Origin of the sequence: Mesorhizobium sp. Root552, from assembly GCF_001427285.1 — a bacterium.
Lineage (GTDB): Bacteria > Pseudomonadota > Alphaproteobacteria > Rhizobiales > Rhizobiaceae > Mesorhizobium.
In genome coordinates this window covers 14757-27589 of sequence record NZ_LMFV01000023.1, presented here as the reverse complement: position 1 = coordinate 27589, position 12833 = coordinate 14757, and the positions used below count along the sequence as shown (strand labels likewise).

At 63.7% G+C, this 12833-nt stretch carries 12 protein-coding genes; 3 read left to right on the top strand and 9 right to left on the bottom strand.

Features of this window, described 5'->3' with window-relative positions; all coding sequences use genetic code 11:
* Positions 1-53: 53 nt before the first annotated feature.
* Positions 54-1358 (top strand): serine hydroxymethyltransferase, encoded by a 1305-nt coding sequence (glyA, locus tag ASD50_RS10945; RefSeq protein ID WP_056240518.1) that lies wholly within the window; start codon positions 54-56, stop codon positions 1356-1358.
* A gap of 85 nt (positions 1359-1443) precedes the next feature.
* A complete protein-coding gene (locus tag ASD50_RS10940) occupies positions 1444-2076 on the top strand; it encodes a LuxR C-terminal-related transcriptional regulator (protein WP_156465030.1) in 633 nt (210 codons plus the stop codon).
* Positions 2077-2150: 74 nt separating this feature from the next.
* On the opposite strand, the gene ASD50_RS10935 is transcribed toward ASD50_RS10940, so the two are convergent.
* The 8 genes from ASD50_RS10935 to ASD50_RS10900 all read right to left on the bottom strand — a co-directional run bounded on the left by ASD50_RS10935 (position 2151) and on the right by ASD50_RS10900 (position 10729).
* On the bottom strand, positions 2151-2765 hold the full coding sequence (locus ASD50_RS10935) for a 2,3-bisphosphoglycerate-dependent phosphoglycerate mutase (protein ID WP_056241457.1): 615 nt from the start codon (positions 2763-2765) through the stop codon (positions 2151-2153).
* Positions 2766-2794: 29 nt separating this feature from the next.
* Positions 2795-3607, bottom strand: coding sequence for a 4-hydroxy-tetrahydrodipicolinate reductase (dapB, locus tag ASD50_RS10930; protein WP_056240515.1), 813 nt, complete (start codon positions 3605-3607; stop codon positions 2795-2797).
* Positions 3607-5460, bottom strand: a complete 1854-nt coding sequence (locus ASD50_RS10925; protein WP_156465029.1) for an ABC transporter ATP-binding protein — start codon at positions 5458-5460, stop codon at positions 3607-3609. The genes dapB and ASD50_RS10925 overlap by 1 nt, the downstream gene beginning before the upstream one ends.
* 129 nt (positions 5461-5589) lie before the next feature.
* Entirely contained in the window at positions 5590-6612 is a 1023-nt protein-coding gene (locus ASD50_RS10920; RefSeq protein ID WP_056240507.1) for a glucokinase, read from the bottom strand.
* Positions 6613-6815: 203 nt separating this feature from the next.
* Positions 6816-7883, bottom strand: a complete 1068-nt coding sequence (gene mepA, locus ASD50_RS10915) for a penicillin-insensitive murein endopeptidase (protein WP_413813886.1) — start codon at positions 7881-7883, stop codon at positions 6816-6818.
* Between the two features lie 104 nt (positions 7884-7987).
* Positions 7988-8893, bottom strand: a complete 906-nt coding sequence (locus ASD50_RS10910; RefSeq protein WP_056240501.1) for an SDR family oxidoreductase — start codon at positions 8891-8893, stop codon at positions 7988-7990.
* The gene (gene queG / locus ASD50_RS10905) at positions 8890-10056 is read right to left on the bottom strand and encodes a tRNA epoxyqueuosine(34) reductase QueG (RefSeq protein ID WP_056240500.1); all 1167 of its coding nucleotides are present in this window, start codon (positions 10054-10056) and stop codon (positions 8890-8892) included. Before queG ends, ASD50_RS10910 begins: the two co-directional genes overlap by 4 nt.
* Entirely contained in the window at positions 10037-10729 is a 693-nt protein-coding gene (locus tag ASD50_RS10900) for a glutathione S-transferase family protein (RefSeq protein ID WP_056240497.1), read from the bottom strand. The genes queG and ASD50_RS10900 overlap by 20 nt, the downstream gene beginning before the upstream one ends.
* 140 nt (positions 10730-10869) lie before the next feature.
* On the opposite strand from ASD50_RS10900, the gene ASD50_RS10895 reads away from it, so the two are divergent.
* Positions 10870-11808: an undecaprenyl-diphosphate phosphatase gene (locus ASD50_RS10895; RefSeq protein ID WP_056240494.1), complete on the top strand. Its 939-nt coding sequence runs from the start codon at positions 10870-10872 to the stop codon at positions 11806-11808.
* Positions 11809-11829: 21 nt separating this feature from the next.
* Here ASD50_RS10895 and ASD50_RS10890 read toward each other — a convergent pair whose 3' ends face one another.
* Positions 11830-12804 (bottom strand): complex I NDUFA9 subunit family protein, encoded by a 975-nt coding sequence (locus ASD50_RS10890; protein ID WP_056240492.1) that lies wholly within the window; start codon positions 12802-12804, stop codon positions 11830-11832.
* Positions 12805-12833 lie beyond the last annotated feature (29 nt).

Below are 12833 nucleotides of genomic sequence, written 5' to 3'. Positions count from 1 at the left end.
AAAAACGCTGAACACCACGCTCGCGCAAAAAAGCGCCACAAGGGAGGAGCCCGATGAATATTCCCGCAAGACCCGGCACAGGTAATGCCCGCTCGTTCTTCCACACCGGCGTCGCCGCCTCTGACCCGGCCGTCAGCGATTCCATCCAGCGCGAACTGAAGCGCCAGCAGGACGAGATCGAACTGATCGCTTCGGAAAACATCGTCTCCAAGGCGGTGCTGGAAGCGCAAGGCTCCGTGCTCACCAACAAATACGCCGAAGGCTATCCCGGACGCCGCTACTATGGCGGCTGCCAGTTCGTGGACGAGGTCGAGGATCTTGCCCGCAACCGCGCCAAGGAAATCTTCAACTGCACCTTCGCCAACGTCCAGCCCAACTCGGGCAGCCAGGCCAACCAGTCGGTGTTCATGGCGCTGATGCAGCCGGGCGACACCTATCTCGGCCTCAACCTCGCCGCCGGCGGCCATCTCACCCACGGCGCTCCGGTCAACCAGTCGGGCAAGTGGTTCAACGTCGTGTCGTATGGCGTCAAGCCCGACACCCATCGCATCGACATGGACGAGGTGCGCGACCTTGCCCGCAAGCACCAGCCGAAGGTGATCCTGGCCGGCGGCTCGGCCTATCCGCGCATCATCGATTTCAAGGCGTTCCGCGAAATTGCCGATGAAGTGGGAGCCAAGCTGTTCGTCGACATGGCGCATTTTGCCGGTCTCGTTGCCGGCGGCGTGCATCCGAACCCCCTCGACCACGCCCATGTCGTCACCACGACGACCCACAAGACGCTGCGCGGCCCGCGCGGCGGCATGGTCCTTTCCAACGACGAAGACATCGGCAAGAAGATCAATTCCGCCGTGTTCCCCGGCCTGCAGGGCGGACCGCTCATGCACGTCATCGCGGCCAAGGCGGTAGCCTTCGGCGAAGCGCTTACGCCCGAATTCAAGACCTATGCGGCCAATGTCGTCACCAACGCCAAGCGGCTTGCCGAAACGCTCGCCAATGGCGGCGTCGACATCGTCTCCGGCGGCACCGACACGCACCTGATGCTGGTCGACCTGCGCCGCAAGGGATTGACAGGCAAAGGCGTCGAAGCCGCATTGGGCCGCGCGCACATCACCTGCAACAAGAACGGCATCCCGTTCGATCCGGCGAGCCCCACCGTCACGTCCGGCGTGCGGCTCGGCACGCCGGCCTGCACCACCCGCGGCTTCACCGCGGACGACTTCGCCCAGGTCGGCCAGATGACGCTGAAGGTCATCGACGGGCTGGCGAAGAACGGAGAAGACGGAAACGGCGCCGTCGAAGCCGCGGTTATGGAAGAAGCGCGCGGCCTGACCCGCCGATACAAAATCTACGACTGATTTCCGTCGCGGCAAGACTGTCATAGACTGCCGAAACCCGGATTGATATCCACCAGCAGGTGGTTCGGGTTTCATTGGCGGGTCCATGACGCAGACGAGCAGACTGAATGTCCTGATCGCGGAGCGAAACCCGCTCGTCATCGCGGCGGTGCGCGACCTTATCGGCCGCGACGAGCGGTTCAGCTTTGCCGGTTCGGTGCAGAGCGGCGATGCCTTCATCGAGGCCGCCGCGAAGCAGCCGGCCGAGTTCGACGTCGCCATTGTCGGATGGCGGCTGTCGGACATGAACGGCGGCGAAGTGCTGATGGAACTGCGGAACCGCCAACTTTCGCCGCGCGTCATCATCTTTTCCAATGACCACGATGTCGGCATCCTCAAGCAATGCGTGCGGCTTGGCGCACAAGGCTTCTGCTATCAGTTCGAGGACCCGCTCATCCTGTTCCAGACGCTGGTGGCGGTCGCCAACGGGCGCATCTGCATTCCTTACACCGACGTCACCAAGATCGGCGAAACCAGGCTGTCCGGCTTGACCACGCGCGAGCTGGAGCTTCTGGGCGTGCTGGCCGACGGCTGGACGAACCTGCAAATCGCCAGCCGAACGGGCATCTCGGAAAATACGGTCAAATACCACCTGAAGAATCTTTACGACAAACTGGGCGTGCGCAGCCGCGCCATGGCGGTCGCGCTTTACGCCAGCGAGAAGAGATCGGGGTCGTAGAGCATTTCCAATAAAAGCGTGAAGCGGTTTTGCGTCCGGAAATGCGGCCAGACAAAAAGACAGAGCCGTAGCTACTAGAGCACTTCCTTCGAGGCAACGGTCGAATCCGCGTTCAGCCGATAGACGATCGGCACGCCGGTGCCGAGTTCCAGCTTGACGATTTCCTCGCCCGACAAGCCGTCCAGCGCCATGATCAGCGCACGCAACGAGTTGCCGTGCGCCGCAACGAGAACCGTCTCCCCGCGCAGCACATGCGGCTGCATGTCGTGCAGGTAGTAAGGCCATACCCGGGCGCCGGTATCCTTCAGGCTTTCGCCGCCCGGAGGGGGCACATCATAGGAACGGCGCCAGACATGGACCTGTTCGTCGCCCCACTTCTTGCGAGCGTCATCCTTGTTGAGTCCGTTGAGGTCGCCATAGTTGCGCTCGTTGAGCGCCTGGTCGGCAACCGTCTTGAGGTCGCCCTGCCCGGTCGCATCGAGGATATGCTGGCAGGTCTTCTGGGCGCGCATCAGCGCCGACGTGAAGGCGATGTCGAACTTCAGGCCCTTGGCCTTCAGCTTCTGACCGGCTGCCTTTGCCTCGGCGTGACCCTGCTCGGTCAGGTCGACGTCGCGCCAGCCGGTGAACAGGTTTTTCAAGTTCCATTCGCTCTGGCCATGGCGCACGAGCACAAGGGTTCCCGACATCATTTCTTCCTTCGCATCAAAAAAGTCGTTCAATTCAGGCCAAGCACGTCGCGCATGGAGTAAAGCCCGGGCTTCTTGCCGCGCGCCCAAAGCGCTGCCTTGACCGCGCCGCGTGCAAAAATCGCGCGGTCGTCGGCGTGGTGCGCAAGGACGATGCGTTCGCCCTGGCCTGCCAGCACCACGGAATGTTCGCCTACCACCGAGCCGCCGCGCAGCGTTGCAAAGCCGATGGTGCCCGCCTTGCGCGCGCCGGTATGGCCGTCGCGCACGCGCACATCGTTGCCGGCAAGCGCAATCTCGCGCCCTGCCGCGGCGGCTTCCCCCAACAGCAAGGCCGTCCCGGAAGGGGCATCCACCTTGTGCTTGTGGTGCATTTCCAGAATCTCGATGTCGAAATCCTCGGCATCGAGCGCGCGCGCCGCCTGTTCCACCAGCGCGGCAAGCAGGTTGACGCCGAGGCTCATATTGCCGGACTTGACGATGGTGGCATGGCGGGCGGCAGCGGCGATCTTCGCATCGTCTGCCGTCGAGCAACCGGTCGTGCCGATCACATGGGCAATGCGCGCCTGGGCGGCATAGCCGGCGAACTCGACCGATGCCGCCGGCGCCGTGAAATCAAGCACTCCGTCCGCCTTGGCAAAGGCAGGCAGCGGGTCGTCACCGACCGTCACGCCAATTGCACCGAGACCGGCCAGTTCGCCGACATCCTTGCCAAGCGCCGGAGAACCCGCCCGCTCAATCGCGCCGACAATCTGCGCGCCTGCGGTTTCGCGGATGGCACGCACCAGCGCTTGCCCCATGCGGCCGCCGGCGCCCACCACAACAAGCCCCATGTCGCCCATCAGTTTCTCCCAGCCACCTTCTTGGCGCGCCGCTTGACCGGCTGCTTTTCATCCGCCTTGTCGTCGATCAGGCCGAGGCCCTTGCCTCCCTGCAGCCGATGGAAGCGCGCATAGGCGCTGTGCGGGTCCGCCATCAATGATGCGTGCGTGCCTTCCTCGATGACCCGCCCCTGCTCCAGCACCACGATGCGGTCGGCGTTGACGACGGTGGAGAGGCGGTGCGCGATGACGATGGTGGTGCGCCCCTGCATCACTTCGCCCAAGGCCTGCTGGACCCGTGCCTCGGACTCGTTGTCGAGCGCCGAAGTCGCTTCGTCGAGAAGCAGGATCGGCGCCCGCCGCACAATGGCGCGGGCAATGGAAACGCGCTGGCGCTGTCCGCCGGAAAGGTTTGCGCCGTTCTCGCCGATCTGGGTGTCGTAGCCTTCAGGCTGCTGGCGAATGAATTCGTCGGCTGCTGCCCGGTCCGCAGCCTGCTCGACCTCCGCATCGCTCGCATCAGGCCGGCCATAGCGGATATTGTCGCGGATGGAGCCTTCGAACAGATAGGGCTGTTGCGAAACGTAGGCGATCGACTGGCGCAGCGATCTCTTGGTAACCTTGGAAATATCCTGGCCATCGATCTCGATCTTGCCGCCATCGAGGTCGTAAAAGCGCTGCAGCAAGGCCACCAGCGTCGTCTTGCCGGCCCCCGAAGCTCCAACGATTGCCGTTGTCTTGCCGGCGGCTGCGGTAAAGTTCACCTTGTGCAGGACAGGATTATTCTCAGTGTAGGCGAACGAAACGTCCTTGAAGCGAACCTCTCCTTGCTCGATCTTCGCTGCAACCGCGCCCGGCACATCTCTTTGCCTGGGCTCGAGGTCGAGCAATTCGTAGATCATGCGCGCATTGACCAGGGCCCGCTCGAGGCCGACCTGCGTGCGCGCCAGACGTCGCGCCGGATCATATGCAAGCAAAAGCGCTGTGATAAATGCCAGCACATCGCCCGGCGGATGGTTGGTGGTCGCGGCCTGATAGGCGGCAAATCCGATGACGCCGGCCACCGCAAAGCCGGCCAGCATTTCGGTGAACGGCCCCAGCCGCTCCGAGACACGGGCAATCTTGTTGTAGCGGGCTTCCGCCAGATCAACCAACTCCCCGACCCGGACAGAGAGTTGGTCCTCCATGGTGAACGCCTTGACCACGGCAATGCCCTGCACCGTCTCCTGCATGGCTCCGATGAGATGCGAATTGATGGTGACCGACTCGCGGGTCACGCGACGCACCCTGCGCATGATGTAGTTGACGGCCCAGACCAGCGGCGGCCCAACCACCAGTACGGACGCGGCAAGATAAGGCTGTTGCCAGACCATCACGCCGATCAGGCCGATCAGGCTGACGATATCGCCGGCGACCGAGCGCAACGTCAGGCCCATCAGGTCGCGGACGCCGCCCACATTCTCGTTGATACGCGCCGCCAACCGGCCGGAGCGCGTCTCGTTGAAGAAATCGACGCCCAGCCGCATCAGATGCTGGAACACCCGCTTCTGGTAGCGTGCGACGACATTGTTGCCGATCTTGGCCAGCGTGACGGCCTGACCGTAGTTGGCGATGCCGCGAACAAAGAAAATCAAGATCACGCTGCCGCAGATGATGGGCGCGCGCTCATACATGCGATGGACGAAGATGTCGTCGACCAGCGGCTTCATGATCCATGCGGCAAGGCCAGTCGTCGCTGCCATGACGGCGAGGCAGATGATGGTGACGATATACAGACCGAGATATTCGCGCCCGTTTTCGCCAAAGATGCGCTTAAGCACCGCGAAGACTTCGCCGGGCGCAGGCTTGCTGTTGTTGTTTGCGACGGTCAAAATTCGGTCCGCTGCGTCTGTCTCACCAAGGAGCGCCGGGCGGCGTCCGGCCCTCTCTTAGAGCATCGGGCCTGAAAGTGGAAACCGCTTTTCAGGCAATCCGCGCGCCATCTTCGTCATGTTGCCGTCCGGTTACGCCTGCCAACGCCGTCCCGACGTCTCGACGCCGAATTTACGCGGTGCGCGCGCAAAGGCTGCAAGCCCGGCAAGTGCCGCCAACGGGTGCGTGATGACATAGACCGGAATGGTGCGCAGCAACTCGCTGTGCGGGGCCTTGTCTTCAAAGGCGGCGCGGAAGTTGCCGGCCTTGAGCGCCGGCACGATCTTCTGGGCGATGCCGCCGGTCAGGAATACGCCACCACGGCTCATGAACACCAGGGCCAGGTCGCCGGCAGTGCGTCCGAGGCAAGTCGCGAACATGGAAAGCGTTTCGACGGCAATTTCATCGGTGCCGGCCAATGCAGCGGCGGTGATATCGGCGGGCACGCTCAGCCTGGCGGCTTTGCCGTCGGTCTTGGCGATTGCCCGATAAGTGTTGACCAGGCCGCGCCCGCACAGGATCTGCTCTCCCGAAACGCGCCCCTCGATCGTCTCGATGTTGGGAAAAACCGCATAGTCGCGAGGTGTGCGCGGCCCGATATCCATATGGCCGCCCTCACCCGGGATCGGCACCCAGCCGCCAAAGGCGTGGACAAGCCCGGCAACGCCAAGACCCGTTCCGGGACCAAGCACGACGCGCCCGGCATTCGGCTCCGGTGCGCCGCCGCCGATCTGTTCCATATGCTCTTCGCCAAGCGCGACGACGGCCAGCGCCTGCGCCTCGAAGTCGTTCAGCACCACGACATCGCCCAGCCCGAGGGACGACAGCATCTGCCGCGGCTTGACGATCCACGGGCAGTTCGTCAGCGGGATTTCGTCAGCCTCGACAGGTCCCGCAACGGCAAGCACGGCCGACTTGGGACGTATGCTCGAGCGATCCAGCACTGCGGCGCGGATGGCGTCGTCGATGGTGGCGTAATCGGCCGTCTTGACGATCCGCGGTTCGCCAGCCTCCGACTTCTCATCGGCAATCACCGAAAAGCGCGCATTGGTGCCGCCGATATCCCCGATGAGGACCGGAAAGCGCAGCGTTTTTGTAGCACCTTCTTCCGCCATAGCCGTTCTCAGTTCGTCACCGTCCGCCCGACGGCCTCCGGTTGACTAAAGCGCGAGGCACTTCGACTCGTTCGTTTTGCGCATGCCGTGATCCCGAAACCGTTTCCCGCTTTCGGGCGACATGCTTTAGCGCATCGACTCGAAAAGGGAAATCGCTTTTCGCTCGGCCTTCTTAAATCGATTGAAGGAAGCAGGCCCGCCCGTTAATTGCCGGGCCGGGGCCGCGGCAACGGCACGCCGATATCAGGCGTCGGGGCAAAGGCGCTGATCGAGGAAGGCAGCGCCGCGCCACCGGCTGCGGAGGCGGTCACGGGTTGCGCGGTCGATATGGTCGCAGCCCCGCCATTGACCGGATAGGTTACCGCCGCAATCGATACCGGGTCCGGCGCGTTCAGCACCGCCCGGCAAGCCTTGGGCAGGGACGCCATGGTCATGATGTCACGCGCCTTGGGCGCATCCGGGTTCTTGTTCGGCCGCCACGGCTCCTCGGTGAACCACCACGCCAGCGACTTGTCGCAGCCGTCGCTTGCCGGCGTCGCTTCCTGCCGCTTGCAATCGGGCGAGCCCGGCTGGCAACCGATACGGACATGGAAATGATAGTCGTGGCCCCAGAACGGCCGCACCTTGCGCAGCCATGAACGATCGCCGGTCACCGTGTCGCACAGTTTCTTCTTGATGCCCGGATTGACGAGGATGCGCTCGACCTCCGGATAGCTCGCCGCGCGCTTCAACAAGCGCTCGTGCGCCGGCGTCCACAGCTTGTCGATGACCCGATGCGTCTTTTCATTGACAAGCGAGGTCGCGCTCATGTTCTCGCGCTCGCTTGCGCTCAGCCGCCGGTCCGGCATCGGCGTGAACCAGATGTCGGCATCGAGGCCAATCTGGTGCGAGGCATGCCCGGTCATCATCGGGCCGCCGCGCGGCTGCGAGATGTCGCCCAGCAACAGGCCCGGCCAGCCGTCGGCAACGGCAGCGCGCGACAGCTTCTCGATCAGGGCAATCATCGTCGGATGCCCCCAGCGGCGGTTGCGCGAAAGGCGCATCGCCTGCCAGGTCGGGCCATCGGTGGCGATCGCAACGCCGCCGGAAAAACAGCCCTTGGAATAGAAGCCTATCGATTGCGGCGCAGTCGCCGCCGGCAGATCCTTGGCGCCAAACAAGTTCTTCGCCAGTTGCTCGGCCTGCGCCTGGGGCGCGCCCGAAACCGAAGCGGCAAGCAGCGCTGCACCTGCAAAGACGGCCTGCGCAAACCGGCCAGCCATTGATCGCATCGTCCGCTTCATCAAGGTCGAAGTCCCCGCAATCCCATTTCCCCCGCCTGTCTCCAAAAGGCAGAAGCAGTGCGAATCACATCATGAAGCCAACTGCGACCGGATCAAGGCCGTTTCATCGGGCTGCGCGCTTCGCCGTCGGCCCAGTTGCCCTTCGACCACATGTCGTCCAGCGCGCTGCGGTAGTTCGGAAAGCCGAACGAGAAGCCGCCAGCCTTGATCGCGGCGTTGGAAACGCGCTTGTTCTCGCCATAGAACGAGCGCGCCATCGGCGTCAGTTCCGCATCTTCGAAGGCGATTTCCGGCGGCGGCTCGACGCCCATCAGGTGAGCCGCATAGGTCACCACATCCTGCGGCGGCGAGGGCTCGTTGTCGGTCACGTTGAAGATGCCGCCACGGTCCTGCCCGGCAAGATGCAGCAAGGCCCCTGCAATATCCTCGACATGGATGCGGTTGAACACCTGCCCAGCCCTCACCAGCCGCCGCGCGGTGCCTTCCTTGAGGTTTACCAGCGCGTTGCGGCCCGGACCGTAGATGCCGGACAGCCGCAAGATCGCCACCGGCAGCCCTGTCTCCTCGCCAAGCGCGAGCCATTTTTTCTCGGCCTCCACCCGCATCATGGAACGGCGCGAGACCGGCCTGCACTCCGCCGTCTCATCGACCCAGCCGCCGCCATAGTCGCCATAGACGCCCACCGTCGACAGATAGCCGATCCATTTCAGCCCTGGCATCGCCTGCCTGATCGCGGTGCCGGCTGCATTCAGCACCGGGTCGCCGGCCTCATCGGGCGCGACGGAAACGACCAGATGAGACGTGCCGGCAAGCGCATCCGAAATCTGCGGCGTCAGCGCACCCTTGAACTCCAGCGGCCTGATGCCCGCCGCCTCCAGCGCGGCAAACTTTTGCGGCGCGCGCGTCGTGCCGTAGACCGGCGTCCCCTCCGGACATATCCGGGCAAACGCCTTGCCGGAATAACCGGCACCAAAAATGAAGACCTGCTCCACTGTCACAACCCGATCTCCTTTTGGGAAATGCCGTCCAAGGCTTGCTGCCATTCTTCGCACACGCCGTCGTCGCCTTCCAATGCCAATGCGACATCGGCGCACGCATTGAATTCGGCTTCCGGCAACAGTCTGGACAAGGCCCAGACGGCAGCGCCGCGCACCAGCGGCGAAGCGTCCGAGAGCAGGCCCGTCACCTGGCCCGCCAGAGCCGGATCGGCGCAATTGCCCGCCGCGATCAGCACATTGCGGATGAAGCGGTCGCGGCCGATACGCTTGACCGGCGAACCGGAAAAGAAGGTACGAAAGGCGGCATCGTCCAGTTCCAGGAGATCGCTCAGCTTCGGCTCGCGCAAATCCTCGCGCGCCGCCAGCTTGGCCTCCGAAGCCATCTGGGCGAACTTGTTCCACGGACAGGCTGCGAGGCAGTCGTCGCAGCCGTAAATCCGGTTGCCGATCGCCTCGCGGAACTCCAGCGGAATCGGCCCCTTGTTCTCGATGGTGAGATAGGAGATGCACCGGCGGGCATCGAGCCGGTAGGGTGCCGGGAAGGCATCGGTCGGACAGGCGTCGAGGCAGGCATGACATGAGCCGCAATGATCGGCCTCACGCGTATCCGCCACCAGCTCGGCGGTGGTGAAAATCGAGCCAAGAAACAGCCATGAGCCATGTTCCCGGCTGACCAGATTGGTGTGCTTGCCCTGCCAGCCGACGCCCGCCGCCTCGGCCAGCGGCTTTTCCATCACCGGCGCGGTATCGACGAACACCTTCACGTCGCCGCCCGCCTTGGCCACGATCTTGCCGGCGATTTCCTTCAGCCGTCCTTTCATCACATCGTGATAGTCGCGGTTGCGCGCATAGACCGAGACCGCGCCCCGGTCGCGGCGCTCCAGCAATTCGCGCGGATCGTGCTCGGGCCCGTAATTCATGGCGAGCACGATGACCGAGCGCACCTCCGGCCACAGCGCCGACGGGTCGCCGCGCCGGTCCAGCGTCTCCTCCATCCACCCCATCGAGCCGTGGAAACCCTCGGCGACAAATTGCGCCAGCCTTGACGGCGCAAGCGGGATTGAATCGGGGGACGTCACCGCCACGACGGCAAAGCCAGCGCGCTCAGCCTCGCGGTCGATCAGCCCACGCAGTTTCTGGGTGTCAGAAGTCAAGGTCCGCATAATGCGACACCGGCGACAGGCCGCGCACGCGGTCAGACAAAAGCGAACGGAACGAAGGGCGCGACTTCACCCGTGTGTACCATTCGCGCGCAGCGCCATGGTCGCGCCATTCGATCTCGCCAAGATAGTCGAGCACCGACAAGGTGGCCGCGGCGGCGAGATCAGCGTAGGTAATGCGGGGACCCGCCAGCCAGGGCCGCGTGCCGGCCAGCCAGTTTGTATATTTCATATGCTGCTTGATGTTGGCGCGCGCCGCGCGAATGGCGGTGGAATCCGGCGATCCGCCACCGACCTCCTGTGGCATCAGCGGCTTCAGCACGCGCTCACGCACCAGATGCCTGGTAACTTCGCTCTCGGTCTTGGTGAGATACCAGTCGGTCAGCCGGCGGATTTCGGCGCGCTCCATCGGCCCTTCGACGAACAGGCGCTTGTCGCGCTTCAGAACGCCGCGCGTCTCGTCCAGATATTCCGCAATCACCGCAGCGCCGATAATCGGCACGTCGCCTTCAGCCAGCAGGATCGGCAAGGTTCCCGCCGGATTAAGAGCCAGGAATTCCTTGCGCCGTGTCCACGGCTTTTCCTCGATAAGGGCCAATTCTTCGCCATATTCGCCGAACGCGAGCCGGACGAATCGACAGGAGGCGGACATCGGATGGTGAAAAAGTGTCAGCATGGTCTCTTGGATCAGAAGCGTACTGGCGAATCGCCTAACGCGCCGGTAAGTCTTGGCAGCCTGAATGAGCAGGCTGTCAAGCTGCTGCGAGCTATAGGATCAGTTCGGCGACATGACAAGCAAACCGGGACGAACTGAGCATGCAAAGCCAGACAATCATCGAAGCCTTGCTGCTCGGACTGCTGGAAGGCCTGACTGAGTTCATTCCTGTTTCCTCGACCGGGCATATCCTGCTGGCGGGCCACTTCCTTGGTTTCAAATCGACCGGCAAAGCCTTCGAAGTGCTGATCCAGCTCGGCGCCATCCTCGCCATTCTAAGCGTCTATGCCGGCCGTTTCTGGACCTTCCTGAAGCGGCCCGACAGGTTCCGGCTGATCGGCGAAACCATCATCGGCGTGCTGGCCTCCCTCGTCTGGATGGGCGGCTGCGCATTCGAGCTGGCAGCCTCGGCAGTACGGCGCAGGAAGCCCAACCTGTTCCTGCCACCGGAACTGCCCAACGATCCTGCCGTCAAGATGATGGTCGGGCTCGCCATCGGCTTTTTGCCGGCTGCCATCATCGGCGTGCTGGCGCATGATTTCATCAAGACGGTACTGTTCGAAACTCCGAAGCTGATCTGCATCATGCTGATCCTCGGCGGCATCGTCCTGCTCTGGATCGACCGGCTCGACCTGAAGCCGAAATATGCCAGCGTCGCCGAGTTTCCGCTTTCGCTCTACCTCAAGATCGGCCTGTTCCAGTGCCTTGCGATGATCCCCGGCACGTCGCGCTCGGGCGCCACCATCGTCGGCGGCCTGCTCATGGGCGCCGACAAGCGCGCCGCGGCGGAATTCTCGTTCTTCCTCGCCATCCCGACGATGCTCGGCGCCTTCACGCTCGATCTTCTCAAGAACTGGAGCGTGCTGTCGTCGGCGGATTTCCCGATCATCGCGACCGGGTTTGTCGCCGCCCTCGTCATGGCCGTCATCGTCGTGCGCAGCCTGCTCGGCTACGTTTCACGCCACGGCTATGCGCTGTTCGGCTGGTGGCGGCTGATCGTCGGCGGCCTCGGCCTCACAGCCCTTCTCATCTGGGGTTGAACAAGAGGCCGCCTAGGTTGCTTAGCCGGCCGGCTTGCGCTGGAACTGGCCGGCAGCGCGGAAACGCCACAGATAACTGGGCAGGATAGTGCCGAGCGACTGCGGCTGGATACCAAGCCCCGTCAGCGTCCTGCCCGACTTGAGCGCCTCGTCGGAGACGACGTTGTTCGAGCGCAGTTGCGTGACCTGGTCGCGGGTCAGCAGCGGATTGGGCAGCAGGCCGAGAATGGAAGCCTGCATCTCGGCAACCCACCACGGCACGGGAACCAGCAAGCGCTTGCGGTCGATGACGGTTAGCAGTTCCTGCATGCATTCCTTGAAGGTCAGGACGTTTGGCCCGCCAAGCTCGTAGACCCGGCCGCCCGCGACCGCACCATCCACCGAACGCGCAATGGCCTCAGCGACATCGGCAACGTAGACGGGCTGGAATTGCGTCGCGCCGCCGCCGATGAGCGGCAATGCCGGCGAATAGCGGGCCATGGCCGCGAAGCGGTTGAAGAAGCCATCCTCAGGGCCGAAATTGATCGAAGGCCGGAAGATCACCGCGTCCTTGATCGTCTCGAAAACCGCCTTTTCGCCTAGCGCCTTGGTGCGGGCGTAGGCGGATTCGGAATTCACGTCAGCGCCGATGGCCGACACATGGGTCAGGCCCGCGCCGACGGAACGGGCGGCCTCGGCAATGGCGCGCGCGCCGAATTCATGGACGGTGCGGAATTTCTGGCGGCCGCTTTCGTGCAGGATGCCAACAAGGTTGATGACATGGTCCGCGCCGATCACCGCCTGATCGACCGACCAGCGCACGCGCAAATTCGCCTGCACCGGCTGGATCTGGCCGACATTGCCTAGCGGCTGGAGATGGCCGGCCAGGTCGGGCCGGCGGCATGCGGCGCGGATGCGGTAGCCACGCTTGGCGAGTGCCCGCACGACATGGCGTCCGACAAAACCCGAGCCGCCGAAAATGACCACGAGCTTTGGGGTTTGCAGGATTTCGGTCATGTCTGGCTCCGGCTATGCGCCCCGGTCTT